The sequence below is a fragment of the Pseudoalteromonas sp. NCIMB 1079 genome, from assembly GCF_040567695.1.
GTDB lineage: Bacteria > Pseudomonadota > Gammaproteobacteria > Enterobacterales > Alteromonadaceae > Pseudoalteromonas > Pseudoalteromonas distincta.
In genome coordinates this window covers 1507689-1522783 of sequence record NZ_JBEWZA010000001.1, presented here as the reverse complement: position 1 = coordinate 1522783, position 15095 = coordinate 1507689, and the positions used below count along the sequence as shown (strand labels likewise).

Genomic DNA, 15095 nt, shown 5'->3' with positions numbered 1-15095 from the left:
TGCTTATTGAGGTAAAATGAGTACCAATAAATGGAATTTATTATTTAAAGGACTTTAATGAAAACTTTAGCATTTTTAATAATACTGCTATGCACTCTATCGTTTAATGTACTTAGCCAAAACGTCACTGAAATCCCACTTCCTGAAGAGTTTGTTACAACAATGGATGTAGCCGGCGAATACCCAATGGTTCGCACTGGTTATTTAACAGATTCAATTTCTGATATCGCTCGCTTTTATCAGCAAAAATTAGGAGAGCCGTTAAAAACAAGCGGCAATAATACATATCGCACTTTGTTTTATAATTACCAAGAACATAAGGTTCGTATTAGTCTATATCGCCGTAGTTATGTGACCGAAGTGAGTATAATGGTTGAATAAAAAGTTCTAAAAAACACCCCAAAAGCAGCTAATTTTAATGCTCAGTTAAGTATTGAATTTTAATTAAAGTATTTTTTGAAATTAGCTCATTTAAACTCTTTTTTACCCTTTAAAAATCATCCCCTACCCCAAGGTCTGTTTGTAAGCACATTACTTTTACTATTTATTGGAAGGAGTTAATTATGAGTAAGACCCTAATTATTGGCGCAAGCGGACAAATAGGTAAAATGGCAACTGAGCTACTTTTAAAAAATGAGCAAAATGTTGTGGCATTAGTGCGCGACAAGAATAAGCTAAGCGATTTAAACAGCTCTTTTTTAACTATTGTTGAGCAAGATCTTGAAGGCGATTTTGGTGATGCAATGAAAGGCTGTGACCAAGTGATTTTTGCTGCAGGTTCTGGCGGAAGTACGGGCGATGATAAAACTGTACTTATTGATTTATGGGCTGCAACTAAAGCAGCTACCTTTGCAAAAGAGCATGGCGTTAAACACTTTATTATGGTCAGCTCAATCGGTGCAGACGACCCAGATTCGATTCAAGGTGATTTAAAACCTTACTTAGTTGCCAAGCACATGGCTGACGAGCACTTAATCAATAGTGGTTTAAATTACACCATTGTTCGCCCTGGTACACTGACTGATGATAGCGCTTCAATGCAAGTAACGACGCAGCGACCAAGTGATCGTTCTGAGGCTAAAATTAGCCGCGAAAACGTAGCCAATGCATTATTACATATTGCGACTAACTCATTTATTAGTAACCGCATTTTTGAGTTATTTGATGGTGACAAACCAATTAAAGCCGCTGTTAAATAAGCTTTAATACCAATTTATTTAAACGTATAAACAATTATTGCAGATTAGTATAGTTCATCGATAAGCCAAAAAATTACAGTGTAGTCGCTCTATATCAGTAACTTTTTGGCGCAATGAATTGTTTAATTCGCTTAAGTGATTTATGTTTAATAAAATTAAATTTACTCCACTAAGCAAATTAGTGGAGTAATATTTTTATACCTTGCCAACCGAGTTGTAGCGTTAATAACGTTAAAACGACTCTAAAAATACGCTTAAATTTATCCCCAGACATACTTTTAAGTAATTTAATTCCAAACCAAGTACCTACAGCACCACTTATTACCATAGCAATTACAAGCGGCATCCATTGCCAAAAGCTGAAGCCAACAGCACCATAAATTACCGCTTTTAATAAATGCTGCACACTCATAATGCTCGAAAACGTTGCCGTAAATTGTAACTTTTCGTAATTATTTATATATAAACAGCTACCAACTAATGGCCCGCTTGCCCCCACAAACATAGAAACAAAAGTCGTTATGCCACCGGCGACCATACGCCATAGCTTAGAGGTTAGTTTTACTGGCGGTGTTTTACCCCACAGTAAATAAATAACAAAAATAGCGACCACTAACTTCATAGCATCAAGCGATATATCATCAATAACAAAACTTGATAACCCCGCCCCTACTAAGCCGCCTAACGCAAAATATACAAACATGCTTTTATCAATATGCTTAAAGCTGAGTAATAACCTATTTGCATTAGAGCCAAGCTGTACTAAACCATGCACAGGCACAACAACTGCCATAGGCATAAACGACGCCATAACAACAAGCAACATTAGCCCGCCACCCGCACCAAATGCAGCAGATATAAAAGAAGTAAAGCCAGCGGTGATCATCATTAATAGAAACAAAAATAAAGACATACTGTCGGGAAATAAAAAGTCCATAAAACTCCACTGCCTATTTAGGTACTTTAAAGTCGCAGTATTTTAAACAATAAAAGGTACAACATACACCTATAGCAAGTGTTATAAGTCTCTATTTCAGGCAATGTATTATGTTGCGTTGTTTTTGCACTTTGTTTGCACATTTAACAAATATTATACATTCAACTTCATTACCGGATATTTCTGATGAAAAAACTTAACGCACCAATTTTAGCACCGCTTGCAGTGTGCATACTTGCACTGAGTTTAGCTGCCTGTAACGGTAGCGATACTCAAAGTAGCGTCGTAACTGAAACAACCACCGATGAGGGCACTACAACAGATACTTCAACCGATTTTGTTGTAGAAGTTGACCCTTTTAACTTTGAAAGCGATGCGCTCATTTCATCAATTACCACTCAAACATGTACGCTAAGTAATGGCGATGAAGCCTCATGCTACAAAATTGATATTGCCGGTGCGCCTTCAAATTACGAGATTGGTGTATTTTGCCCTCAAAATATCACCTCAACAGCTGACGAAGCCGGTATTTGGTTTGATGGTACCGGTGAGGTTTACGATATAACCGGAGACTTTATTTTAAATCTACCAACATTATATAACGATAGCCATTGGCAGCTATACGACGAAGGTACAGGCCTTGTAAATGTAACAGACACACAAGAATCGTGTGATGGTGCTGCACGTCCAAACGTAGAGGAGCAATACCAAAACCACTGCGTAGAATGCTCTATTGATTATGTTGGTGGCGGTATATCAGAATCATTTTTAATTCCAATAACGCCTGTTGCAACCACTCAAAATAGCAGTATTGGTAACGCTAATGTAGGTGTTGCTCTCAATGGTGTTGTACTTGCTGCACCCGCCCCTGTTGAGGCTATTTTAGGCGCATACACTATTGCAGCCTTTGATGATTGCGCCGGGCATATTAACTTAGTAGCAGGTTATCACTACCACGGTGAAGCAGGTTGTAGCCAAACACAAATCCAATCAGACGGTCATGCCGCCATGATGGGTTATGCACTCGATGGATTTGGTATATTTGGCATGCTTAACGAAGATGGATTAGAACCCACTGATTTAGACGAATGTAGAGGCCACACCGACGATACACGCGGTTACCACTACCATGCTGCCGATGTATCTGAAAACATGTTTATTGGTTGTTTTAAAGGTGCTACCGCAAGATAACTCGCATTCTGGCCAAATAATTAACTGAGATACTAATGAAAATATTTAACGTAATAAAAGCACTAACCACTGGCTTTTTACTTGCTACCTCATGCTCAGCGCTAAGTCATGCAGGCCACGGTTCAAACGCGCCTTGGGAAGCATGTGAAGAAAAAGCCATTAATGAAGGTTGCAGCTACACAAGCCATGATAAAAAAGCGACAGGCACATGCCAAGCAATGAACAAAGTACTTATGTGCGTTCGAAATAAACCACTTGAAACATTAATAGACAAAGCAACCCAACCAGCAAGTGAGCAAAAGCAATCTGTAAAATCACTCGCTAAACGATAAAGTAAAAGCTACACGCCAAAGCCTTAACGCTGTTTGTTAAGGCTTTTTTAATCGCAAATCATTAGAAAGCATACCCTTTATCTGTTAAGTTAGCTTGGTGTATCAAATAATAAAAATAAAATTCCAAAAATGGAATTACACAAGCAAGGTACTAACGTGAGCGCTACATTTAAAATTGTTTTTAATGGTCAGTTATATCAAAATACTGACCTTACCTCTGCCCAAGAACAACTCAGCCAACTTCTTAATATTCCTCATAATATTGTTATTCAGTTATTTGATGGAAAAGCTTACGCTTTAAAAAAAGACTTATCGAGTATTGATGCTGTTAAAACAGAATCCTCACTTAAAAAGCTAGGTTTGATTACTAAAGTAGAACCTCAACTCATTACTGTAATCTCTCAATCTCAAAATAATCAAATAGCACTCACTGAGCACAGTAAAAATACAGATAAACACATTAATGAAAGTACTGACGGCAAAAGTATTTCAATACAAAACGAACGCCTAGATACAGACGAAGCCCCAAATACAGCTGCAGCTGTTGAGCAAAGTTATAATAAATATAAACTACTGCGTAACACTTTAAAAAGCGCATTGTACTTTTGCTATTGCGCACTTTGTATTATTACCATAATAGGCGTAGGGATCAGTGTTAATGCACTTAAAAACAATTTTGGCACTCTAAATAATGGAACCACAAATAACACAACTACAAACAGCTTAAGTTACCAAAACTATAAACAATATTTGATTGATCAAAACAGCCTAAATCAACCAACACAAAAAGTAACAAACGAGCAAGCAGCTAACCCTACCCTACAAAAAAGTAATGAGTACTTTAGTCGCTTTTCATCGCTAATAAATAGCTACGCGCAAAGTACAGGACAAGCTGATATAAAAACGATGGGGGGCGATAAATTACAACAGCACCTGCAAGAAATAGATGACCTAGGCCCTAAAAATGAATTTTGGCAGCAACTGATACAACTTTCAAAAAGCTTAGATAACGATAAGCATGTAATAGGGATGCTAAACAATACTGATCCCGCCAAAGTACAATGGATAAACGCGGTAGATTGGATCAGCCAAAGCTATATTAGGCAACATCAAAACTCGCAAACTACAAACAACTCTCCTGTCGCTACCTACGAGCCAAGTAACCTTATACTTAACCTAACGTTGTTAATAAGTATGCTGTCGTTATTTAGCCTGCTTGTGATTGCAATAAAAATAAAGCTACGTGCTATAAGACATTCTTAAACTTTATTTTATAAATTCCATAAAAAAACCCGCAAATTTGAATTAACAAATTTGCGGGTTTCTTATGGTTTTCGAATAACGAGTTCAAAAACCTTTATTGGTGGGCTGGGGGGATTTGAACGCGCGTCCGAAAAGCCTCGATTGTTATAGGTAACTAATAGAAACAATGAGTTACCTTAGTATCAAGCAGTTAACCTCTAATGTTATCTTATATAATCTAATGCAAACTATTATTTGTGGTCACTGACTGGTCAATAAAACTTACAGCCTAAACACGTGAATTTGACGTTTTTCGTCAAAAAAACCTATTTAGCTTGTTAATTTAGGTAAACCTCTCTATCATCCATATTGTTTCAATTCGTAGATATGAGGTTATCACCAAATGATTTTAGAATATGGCTTAAAGAACTTTTTTGGGTTCAAGGAAGGTTGTATTGTTAACTTTAGAGTTCCAAAAAAAGTATCTAAAAAAGGTGTCGCTGATTTTCTGTGCGTAAAAGGCAAAAATGCCTCCGGTAAGACAAATTTGTTGAAGGCTTTATCATTCATCAGTGACTTTTGTACTGACTCTTTTCAAGATTACAAACCTAAAGATTATATAAGAGTAGAGCCTTTTTTTAGAAATCAAAATCCTATTGAGTTCTACATTGAATTTATATGGAACAATTGTGAATACAGCTACGAGCTATCTTTAACTGATACCGAAGTTTTCAGTGAAGTTCTTTATAGGAAAAATAATAGAAAAGTAAAAATAATAGAACGACAAAAAAATGAATTTACTCATCTTATTTCGGAGTTTTCTGAACTCGCGTCAATGAAATTACGAACTAACGCTTCTTTTATCAGTTCTTTTAAACAATATGATTTAGATTTGATGGACTCGTTGTCAGATGTTTACTGTTTTTTTGACTCTATCACCTATAACGTTAGTTACGGTGGCCTAGTAGAGCATCTCCCTGATATAAACCAAATATCTAAAGTTTTGTATCACAATGAAGAAATGTTTAATTTTACAAAAGATATCATTGTTGCAAGTGATACCGGTGTTAGTGATATTGTAATACGACAAAAAGATGATCAAGAAACTGGGAGAGTTATTTATACCCCTCTTTTCATACATGAAGTGAGTGGTGAATTACATCCATTACCAATATTTGCAGTATCAAGTGGTACAAAATCGCTATTCACTCAATTAGGTAAGTATCAAAATGCTTTGAAATTTGGTGGGGTTCTATGTATCGATGAATTTGATATTAATCTTCATCCTCATATTTTACCTAAATTAATAGGTCTTTTTGATTGCCCAGAAAATAATCCAAAGAATGCCCAACTAATTTTCACAACTCACAATTCTGAAATTATGGAATATATGGGGAAATATAGAACTTACCTTGTTGAAAAAGAAAACAATGAATGTTTTGCATACCGATTAGATGAAATACCGAGTGATATATTACGAAATGATCGCGCAATTTTACCAGCATATAATAGCGGTAAATTGGGTGGAGTTCCTGTTCTATGAGCTTCAAAAATCACAGAAAACAAAGTTTCCTAGATCGATTCCCTACAGCTAGCCTTGATAGCCCTGAAGATAAAATAGCTAGTTTGTGCAAATTTAACTTTTCATATTTTACTCACGACCAACCTGCTGGCCAAAACTTTTCCGATTGGACTGAAGTACAGTTACAAAAGCTACTTGATAAGTTAGTTAATTATTCAAAAAAGCCCTTAGTACAATGGGAGAAAGAAAAAATAGGACAAGGAAAAAACCACGTCTTAGAGGTTTATGGTTCTTTTCCAAAAAAATCTGACTTTACTCAACCCAAGCATATTCCTCACCAAGCTAAGTGGGCTAGATTTAGGTTAGAAGGTTCTGTTAGGTTAATAGGATTTGTTATTCCAGATGATTTTAACAAAAAGGAGCAAAACAAATCCTCCTATAATTTCTGTTCGAACACTTTTTATATTGTTTTTCTAGATAAGGACCATAATTTTTACAAATAATCGCTAGTTTATTTTTGGACCTAATCTAATAGCATCTTCTAAATGACTTGGTGCAAAGTGCGCGTAAACCATAGTTTGCTCAATCTTTGCATGAACAAGTATCTGTTGTAAAACTAAAATATTACCTCCGTTCATCATAAAATGACTCGCAAAAGTATGCCGTAAAACATGGCTACACTGTCCCTTCGGCAAATTAATATCGCTTTATTTACTGCACTGTAAAACGCTGAAATAACAGCTAAAACTTAGTTGCCACAAACGTTAAACGATCATTAATAATTAAATTATAAGCATAAAAAAACCCGCAAATTTGAATTAACAAATTTGCGGGTTTCTTATGGTTTTCGAATAACGAGTTCAAAAACCTTTATTGGTGGAGCTGGGGGGATTTGAACCCCCGTCCGAAAAGCCTCGACCGTCGGTACTACATGTTTAGTATTGTCATTTAATTAACCTTTAAGTCCCGGACAAACACGGTAAATAAAGGCGAGGCCGCTTAGTTTTAACGCTTCAACCCCGGCCAGGGTTTCCGTCGCGATCAGGTGTTAGGGTGACACTCCAAAATCCAGTCCACAAGAATACATGGAAGGAGCGCTAGCCAGCCTAAGCTGCTAGAGAGTAGTTATCGTCGTTTGCGATTACTTTAGGTTGCGGCTGTTTAACGAGGCAAACCGCACCTCGACATGCACCTTGGGCTTCTTGAATTCCGTCGAATCCTAATCAGCCCCTGAATTAGTAACTCAATTCAGAGCGTGCAAACAGTATAACTGAGTAAAGTACTGATACTCAAGGCCTAGTAACGCTTTATTTTAATTGCGTGCACTAACCGAGCATTAAGTAACCAAAATTTAGTTTATGCAAGCCCATATAAACATTTGCTTAACAATGTGTTTAACCTGTGTTCAAATAAGGAGTTAAGGTTTTTGTCATTTCTAAACCTTTAGTTGTAAAAAACAAAAATAATAACAGGCATAGAGTAGGGAATTAATAAATGTCGGTTTTTTCATTTGATCAAAATACAGGGTTTGTCTCTTTAGTTAGTCACCCTATTGATAGTGGCTTTCCTGTTACGAGTACTCAGCTTACGCAAATGCTCGAACAATCTGAGTTTAGTGAGTACGAAGCTGTCATTGCCAATATTGGAAAGCTTTTTGCGCCGACTAAAAACTATCAGGAAGTATCACTTGTCGTTGCTAAAGCGGTAGATGCGTCGCTTGTCATTAATATTGATGAAAAAAACATGGTCGCAGAAGCAACATTAACTACCGCTAAAGGTGGTGCGCTTTTGTCTATGGAAGGTGCGCAAAAAGCGCTTGCTGATGCAGGTGTTAAAAAAGGAATAAGCCCACGCGCGCTTGATACCTTTTTAGGCCAGCAATTTGAAAAACCAGCAGGAAGCTCTTATAGCGCCATAATTGCACATGGGCGTAATCCTAAAAAAGGCAGCGATGCTAAATTTGTGCGTTTATGCTCAACAGCCCAAGACCGTGTGCTTAGCCCACAAGCTAAGGAAGGTGGTAAGGTTGATATGAAAAACCTTGGCGCTATTATCACCGTAAAACCTGGTACTCCCTTAATGCAGCGTATTGCCGCTACCCCTGGAGAAGATGGTTATACGGTATTTGGCGATTCAATTAGTGCAAAACCAGGTACAGATCACCAACTCCAGCCTTTCGAAGGTACAAAAGTAGATCCTAATAACCCTAATATGCTTATTGCCGACTGCAAAGGTGTGCCCGTTGCCCTACCCCGTGGTATGCGTGTAGATGACGTTTTATGCTTTGATAACGTAGATGTAAGTACAGGCCACGTTGATTTTGATGGTAGCGTAATTATTACTGGCGATATTAAAGACGGCATGCGTGTAAAAGCCAATGGTGATATTACGGTACTGGGTTTTGTAGAATCAGGAGCTGTTGAAAGTAAAAGTGCGGTAACCATTATGCTTGGCGCAATTGGTAGAAAACGTGAAGGCGAGGAAGCATTTACATGCTCTATAACCGCTCAACGAACTATTTCTATTGGTTATGCTCAGTACTGCAATATTAAATCAGAACAAGATTTATTTATTGAACGCCAAGCCCTACATTGTGATTTAAGCGCTAGGCGATTAATACGTGTAGGCAAAGCAAATGATCCGCGAGGTAAAATTATTGGCGGTAATATTTTAGATGCTATGCGCATTGAAACGGGTGAGCTAGGCGCGCCAGCCGGTACTAAAACGCGAGTATTTTTAGCGCAACTCTGGTTTGAGCTTCGCCAAAAGCAAACACAAATAACCGATTTTGAAAAAGTACTTGCGACTAAAGTAACCGCTTTACAACAGGCTCGTGAAAAAGCGAGTAAAATTGCGGGGGCTGCTCAGCGCCAGCAATTCATGAATAAGATAACTGAAAATGAAAAGCATATAAAAATACGCTCTGCACATATTCATCGTCAAAAACTACTTATTAAGCAAAAAATAGTGCAATTACTTGCCAGTAGTCGTTTAAAAGTAAATGAATTAATGCACCCTGGTGTGGAGCTTAAAATAGCCAAAGATTCTAAACAATTTTCGCGTATTTACCCGCCCCACCTAGTTAAGCTAACTGAGGGTAAAATTACTCAGACGTTTTAGTTTCTTCGTTATTTTGTGTCTCAGTTTCAACTTCGTTATTAGCGTCGCAATCATCAGTTGGCGCTAATGGCCAACCACCTAATTGCTGCCAGCGATTTACTATTAAGCAATAAAGCTCAGCTGTACGTTCTGTGTCGTAAAGCGCTGAGTGTGCTTGGCTGTTATCAAACTCGATACCTGCCGCTCTACATGCTTTTGCTAATACAGTTTGCCCTAACGCTAAACCCGCTAAAGATGTTGTATCAAAGCTTACGAACGGATGAAATGGCGTACGCTTAATGTTATTACGCTCTATTGCTGCATTTAAAAAGCCATGATCGAATGCGGCATTATGCGCCACTATAACTGAGCGTTGGCACCCAGCGGCCTTTTGCGCTTTGCGTACTACTTTACATATTTCTTTAATTACTTCGTCTTCAGGTACTGCGCCACGTAATGGTGAAAATGGGTCTATACCGTTAAAGTCGATGGCTGCTTGTTCAATATTAGCGCCTTCGAATGGCTGAACATGAAAATGAACAGTATGATCTATGCTGAGCAGTCCTTCGTCATCCATTTTTAAAACAGAAGCTGCTATTTCTAACAAGGCATCTGTCTCTTTGTTAAAACCAGCAGTTTCAACATCAATAACAACAGGAAAAAATCCACGAAAGCGTTTTGCGAAAGGTGTTTGCTCAGTATTTGCCATAGTCTTCTTTGTTTATACGTGTAAGCTGACTATTATGTCAAAATTGATGCCCCCTAGGCTAGGGGATTTAAGTATTTATTGCTTTAAAATTGTAGGCACATAACTTGCTTTAACTTATAAGTTAGTTACGTAGAGAACAAACTAATCATTGCAGTCGTTAATTTGCCAAATTATTGGCATTCCCGGATAGCTGGAGAGCACCATGAAGTATAAGTTGTTATTTATTAGCCTTAGTATAAGTGCAGTGCTTTACAGTACTCACTCGCAAGCTGCTATGCGCCAATATACAGCAACCCAAGACAACTCCAACTGGGAAGTAGTTAAAACAACGCGCTTACAATGCCAATTAAATCATGAAGTTCCTTATTATGGGGAAGCTATTTTTAAAGCTTCAGCAAGTAAAAATAAAAACTTAACGTTTAATTTAGATATGGTTGTACGCCCAGATAACTACGCAATTGCTGGTTTAAAAGCCGTGCCACCGTCTTGGCGTGCAGGCTTACCGGCTCGCGATATTGCAAATATGAAATTACTTAAAAAGTTTGATGGCGAGCTGGGTAATAAAACCGCATGGGAGATGCTTAGCGAGCTTGAAAAAGGCTACTACCCTACTTTTTATTATCAAGACTGGCAAAACAGTGCCGATAAAATTGCCGTTGGTATATCGAGTGTAAACTTTAAACAAGCTTACTGGGCTTTTTTACAATGCCGCGATGAGCTACTCCCTTACAGCTTTGAAGATATTTCGTTTACTGTAATGAACTATCAATCTAACAGCAGTAAATTAACTAAATCGTCGCAACAACGTCTTGATAAGATTGCTGAGTATTTAAAAAATGACGCAAGCATAGAGTCCATTAGCATTGACTCATACACCGATAGTTATGGCGGACGCTGGAATAACTTAGATTTATCGCGCAAGCGCGCCAAAACTATAAAAGATTATATGGTGAGCTTAGGTGTTGATGAAGCAAAAGTACAAACCACCGGTTTAGGCGAAAAACGCTTTGTTGATAATAACGATAACATTTTAGGCCGAGACAAAAACCGTCGTTTAATTATTCAAATAGAGAAAATGTAGTAAAACTAATTTGCGCTTACTCTCTTTCGCTTTAAAAACTTATCAACAAATTGAAAAAATGCAGTAAAACTAATTTGCGCTTACTCTCTTTCGCTTTAAAAATTTATCACCAAATTGAAAAATGTAGTAAAACTAATTTGCGCTTACTCTCTTTCGCTTTAAAAATTTATCACCAAATTGGAAAAAGCCCAGACTAATTAAAATAATAACCGCACCAATGATTAGCTCTTGGCTTAATGGCTCATTGTTTAGCCAAGCTCCTAAGCCTAACGCAAAGCTAGGAGTTATGAGCGTAGTAAGTGATACCGTACTCGCATTTAGGTTTTGCAGTACATGAAAATACGCCAAAGCCCCAACTAAAGATCCAAACACACCTAGATAACCAATAGCCCACAATGATTTTGCACTCCAGTTCTGTATATGCAACTGACCATCTAATAACCACCAAGCAATAAAAAAGAGTGGGGTTACAAAAACTAAGGCACCAAATGTTGTCGCCATAGGATGAATCGCAATTTGTACGCGTTTAATCATCACACCACTTAAGCTAAAAAAGCAGACAGCCATAAACACATAAAGTAACCCGAGCCCTTGAGTTTGCGAGTTTTGTACTTGGTTATAACTAACAAAATATAAGCCGATTAAGGCGCACGCTAACGCCACTAATTTAATCGGGCTAAATTTAGGTTCATTTAATAACTGCTGAGCAAGCAACCCCGACAAGATAGGTGCAAGGCCAAACATAAGCGAAATAATACCCGAAGGGACTGTTTTAGCTGCCATATAGCTCAGTAACATACCGCCAAAAATACCTATACTCGAATAAAAATAAAGTAAGCACGCATTTTTGCTCCAAGGTACTCTAATGTTTGTTATGGCAACAATTAAACCACCTAAAAACAACCCCACCAGCATACGCATTAATACAGCAAGCGTTGGCGATACTGTTTCACTGCTCCACACAATCCCCAGAGGTGTAGTAGACCAAATGAGAACCATAAAAAAATACGATACTTTTACCGGCACATGCCAATCCTTAGCGTTTTATAACGCAATCCAACGTATATAAAATTATACCCTCACCACCCTATTTTAATACTTTTAAATGCATACAAGTCCTTAATAAATACAGTTGTAAATTGTAAGTTACATTTTAATACCGCTCTTTTATTACAAAACTATTTGAGATTTGAGTAACTAGTTATATCGTGCATGTATATTAATAATAATTAAGGTAATTAAGTGCTTAAAAATAAAACAACTGGAAGCATGTTAATTGTTGCAGGCACAACTATTGGTGCAGGTATGTTGGCATTGCCAATAGCATCTGCCGGGCTTGGGTTTAGTACCGCGCTTGCATTAATAATTGCTAGCTGGTTACTAATGACCTACACCGCACTACTCATGCTAGAGCTACACCAATATGCACCACGCGATGCAACGTTAAATACGTTGGCTAAATTATGGCTTGGAAAGCGCGGACAATACATCGCGAATTTTTCGATGGTTTTTTTATTTTACGCTTTATGCGCTGCTTATATTGCAGGTGGTGGTGCACAACTTCAAGCGCGTATAAATATAGGCTTTGATGTAAATATAGCCCCACAGTTTGGCTCTGTGATCCTCGCTGTTATTATTGCAAGTGTGGTAACGCTGGGCACTAGCAAGGTAGATAAACTAAATAGAGTGTTATTTACAATAAAAATTATTGTATTAGCTAGTTTGTTTTACATGCTAACCCCTTATGTACAAGGTAAGCATTTATTAGAGATGCCTGTAGAGCAAGGGTTAATCCTTTCAGCTATACCGGTTATATTTACTTCGTTTGGCTTCCATGGCTCTATTCCTTCTATTGTTAAATATGTTGGTGTAGAAATAAAAGTACTGCGCAAAGTAATGATTGCTGGAGCCGCCCTGCCTTTAGTCATTTATATTTTTTGGCAACTACTTAGCCAAGGTATTATGAGCCAAGTTGACTTACTCAACAGCCAAGGCCTTAGTGGCTTTGTATCAAGCGTGGCAAGTATTGCGCATAACCCAAGTGTTGCAACGGCCGTTAAATTATTTGCTGATTTAGCACTTGCGACATCATTTTTAGGGGTGAGTTTAGGGTTATTCGATTTTTTTGCTGATACATTTAAAAAAGGTGACAATAAAACGGACCGAATTAAAACGGCCTTAATTACGTTTATTCCGCCGCTTGGCTTTGCATTATTTTATCCTCAAGGCTTTATTATGGCTTTAGGTTACGCTGCAATAGCACTTGTCGTACTTGCAATATTTTTGCCTGTAGCAATGGTTTATAAACAGCGTACAACATCAAGTAAAACAGGCTACAAAGTTAAAAGTGGGAATGTTGGGCTTGGCATAGCAGCTATATGTGGCATAACGATTATTGCTGCGCAGTTTATGCAAATGGCGGGGCTAATTCCTGCTATTGGTTAAAGCTTTTTGTTTTAATTTAGATAATAAAAAACCGCACATCATTAGATGTGCGGTTTTTTTATATTAACTGCGTTTATTTACAAACGTCAGCTACAGCATTTGAAAAGTATTCAATATTTGACTGGCTAACACCTGCAACATTTACGCGGCTAGAACCTACAATGTAAATACCATATTCTTTTTGTAGGCGAGCAATTTGCTCTTTATTAATACCTAAGAAAGAAAACATACCGTTTTGGCGTTCAATAAATGAGAAGTCTTGCGCAATATCTTTAGTTGCTAAGCTTTCTTTAATTAAGCTACGTAAGCCATTTATGCGGCTACGCATTTCATCAAGCTCAGAGTGCCATAATTGTGTAAGCTCTGTGCTGCTTAAAATAGTATTAACAATATCAGCACCATGCGCTGGCGGCATTGAGTAAATACTACGTACAACGCTTAGCATTACAGAGTTTGAAATATCTGCTGTTGCGCTATCTTTTGCAATTAGTGAACATGCACCAATACGCTCGCGGTATAAGCCAAAGTTTTTAGAACATGAAGAACAAATAATTAGCTCTTCTACTGCATCAGCTAAAATACGTAAGCCACGTGCATCTTCTTCAAGTGAAGCACCAAAGCCTTGATATGCAATATCAACAAGTGGTGTAAAGCCAACTTCTTTTGCAAGTTCGGCAACTGTGTTCCACTGTGTTTCGTTTAAGTCCATACCGCTTGGGTTATGACAACATGCATGCACTAAAACCACATCACCTTTAGGCACTTGTTTAAGTGTATTGATCATTTCATCAAACAGTAAGTCTTTATTTTCGTAATCGTAATACGGGTATTCTTTTACTGTTAAGCCTGCCGCTTCAAACAAGCTAATATGGTTTGCCCATGTTGGGTTAGTTACCCATACTGTTGCATCTGCATTGCAACGCTTAATAAATTCAGCTGCAACGCGAAGTGCGCCCGTACCACCTGGCGCTTGTGCAGTACGTACGCGATTTGCTAACAATGCTTGATGTTCGCCTAGTAGTAACTGCTCCATCTTTTGGCAGTAATCTAAGTTACCCGCTAAACCAATGTAAGATTTGCTCATTTCGTTTTCAAGACGAAACGCTTCAGCTTTTTTAACCGCTTTAAGAACCGGTGTATTGCCTTGCTCATCTTTGTAGACACCTACACCTAAATCAATTTTATTAGGGTTTGTATCTTGTTTATAGGCCGCCATAAGGCCAAGAATAGGATCTGTTGGTAATGGTTTTAATACTGAGAACATTGGCTATCTCTTATCGTTATTTAGGGGTTAGCTGTTAAGCTAAGCTTAACATAAAAGCACATCATGTTGACTAG

General features: G+C 37.8%; 14 protein-coding genes, 1 other RNA gene and 1 pseudogene. 10 read left to right on the top strand and 6 right to left on the bottom strand.

Going from position 1 to position 15095, the window contains the following annotated elements; genetic code table 11:
• The first annotated feature begins 57 nt into the window (after positions 1–57).
• Both ABX891_RS06990 and ABX891_RS06985 read left to right on the top strand, forming a co-directional pair.
• Positions 58–381, top strand: coding sequence for a hypothetical protein (locus tag ABX891_RS06990; protein WP_024596752.1), 324 nt, complete (start codon positions 58–60; stop codon positions 379–381).
• A 182-nt stretch (positions 382–563) separates the two neighbouring features.
• Positions 564–1199 carry an SDR family oxidoreductase gene (locus ABX891_RS06985; protein WP_149602990.1) on the top strand — a complete coding sequence of 212 codons (636 nt, stop codon included), beginning with the start codon at positions 564–566 and terminating at the stop codon, positions 1197–1199.
• A 178-nt stretch (positions 1200–1377) separates the two neighbouring features.
• Here the strand turns inward: ABX891_RS06985 and ABX891_RS06980 are convergent, their stop codons facing one another.
• The gene (locus tag ABX891_RS06980; RefSeq protein WP_354629168.1) at positions 1378–2136 is read right to left on the bottom strand and encodes a sulfite exporter TauE/SafE family protein; all 759 of its coding nucleotides are present in this window, start codon (positions 2134–2136) and stop codon (positions 1378–1380) included.
• Positions 2137–2322: 186 nt separating this feature from the next.
• Between ABX891_RS06980 and ABX891_RS06975 the strand changes: the two genes are divergently transcribed.
• The 5 genes from ABX891_RS06975 to ABX891_RS06955 all read left to right on the top strand — a co-directional run bounded on the left by ABX891_RS06975 (position 2323) and on the right by ABX891_RS06955 (position 6926).
• Positions 2323–3327 carry a YHYH protein gene (locus ABX891_RS06975; protein ID WP_354629167.1) on the top strand — a complete coding sequence of 335 codons (1005 nt, stop codon included), beginning with the start codon at positions 2323–2325 and terminating at the stop codon, positions 3325–3327.
• Positions 3328–3362: 35 nt separating this feature from the next.
• On the top strand, positions 3363–3659 hold the full coding sequence (locus tag ABX891_RS06970; RefSeq protein WP_354629165.1) for a hypothetical protein: 297 nt from the start codon (positions 3363–3365) through the stop codon (positions 3657–3659).
• A 156-nt stretch (positions 3660–3815) separates the two neighbouring features.
• Complete coding sequence (locus ABX891_RS06965; RefSeq protein ID WP_354629164.1) at positions 3816–4922, top strand: hypothetical protein; 1107 nt, start codon at positions 3816–3818, stop codon at positions 4920–4922.
• Between the two features lie 382 nt (positions 4923–5304).
• Positions 5305–6444, top strand: a complete 1140-nt coding sequence (locus ABX891_RS06960) for an AAA family ATPase (RefSeq protein WP_007379099.1) — start codon at positions 5305–5307, stop codon at positions 6442–6444.
• A complete protein-coding gene (locus ABX891_RS06955; protein ID WP_209326559.1) occupies positions 6441–6926 on the top strand; it encodes a hypothetical protein in 486 nt (161 codons plus the stop codon). The genes ABX891_RS06960 and ABX891_RS06955 overlap by 4 nt, the downstream gene beginning before the upstream one ends.
• A gap of 3 nt (positions 6927–6929) precedes the next feature.
• Here ABX891_RS06955 and ABX891_RS06950 read toward each other — a convergent pair.
• Both ABX891_RS06950 and ssrA read right to left on the bottom strand, forming a co-directional pair.
• A pseudogene (locus tag ABX891_RS06950) lies at positions 6930–7124 on the bottom strand (tyrosine-type recombinase/integrase); the annotation flags it as partial.
• Positions 7125–7297: 173 nt separating this feature from the next.
• Positions 7298–7654: a transfer-messenger RNA gene (gene ssrA / locus ABX891_RS06945) on the bottom strand.
• Between the two features lie 263 nt (positions 7655–7917).
• Between ssrA and ABX891_RS06940 the strand changes: the two genes are divergently transcribed.
• Positions 7918–9543, top strand: coding sequence for a flagellar assembly protein A (locus ABX891_RS06940; RefSeq protein WP_182737335.1), 1626 nt, complete (start codon positions 7918–7920; stop codon positions 9541–9543).
• Here ABX891_RS06940 and rnt read toward each other — a convergent pair.
• A complete protein-coding gene (rnt, locus tag ABX891_RS06935; RefSeq protein ID WP_354629162.1) occupies positions 9527–10231 on the bottom strand; it encodes a ribonuclease T in 705 nt (234 codons plus the stop codon). The genes ABX891_RS06940 and rnt overlap by 17 nt on opposite strands.
• Before the next feature lie 202 nt (positions 10232–10433).
• Here rnt and ABX891_RS06930 point away from each other — a divergent pair, with 202 nt between their 5' ends.
• Entirely contained in the window at positions 10434–11312 is an 879-nt protein-coding gene (locus ABX891_RS06930) for a flagellar protein MotY (protein WP_002961265.1), read from the top strand.
• A gap of 132 nt (positions 11313–11444) precedes the next feature.
• Here ABX891_RS06930 and ABX891_RS06925 read toward each other — a convergent pair whose 3' ends face one another.
• Positions 11445–12338 (bottom strand): DMT family transporter, encoded by an 894-nt coding sequence (locus tag ABX891_RS06925; protein ID WP_024595662.1) that lies wholly within the window; start codon positions 12336–12338, stop codon positions 11445–11447.
• A 216-nt stretch (positions 12339–12554) separates the two neighbouring features.
• Between ABX891_RS06925 and ABX891_RS06920 the strand changes: the two genes are divergently transcribed.
• Positions 12555–13757: an aromatic amino acid transport family protein gene (locus ABX891_RS06920; RefSeq protein ID WP_182748361.1), complete on the top strand. Its 1203-nt coding sequence runs from the start codon at positions 12555–12557 to the stop codon at positions 13755–13757.
• A 73-nt stretch (positions 13758–13830) separates the two neighbouring features.
• Here ABX891_RS06920 and ABX891_RS06915 read toward each other — a convergent pair whose 3' ends face one another.
• Positions 13831–15021, bottom strand: a complete 1191-nt coding sequence (locus ABX891_RS06915) for an amino acid aminotransferase (RefSeq protein WP_002962951.1) — start codon at positions 15019–15021, stop codon at positions 13831–13833.
• Between the last annotated feature and the right edge of the window lie 74 nt (positions 15022–15095).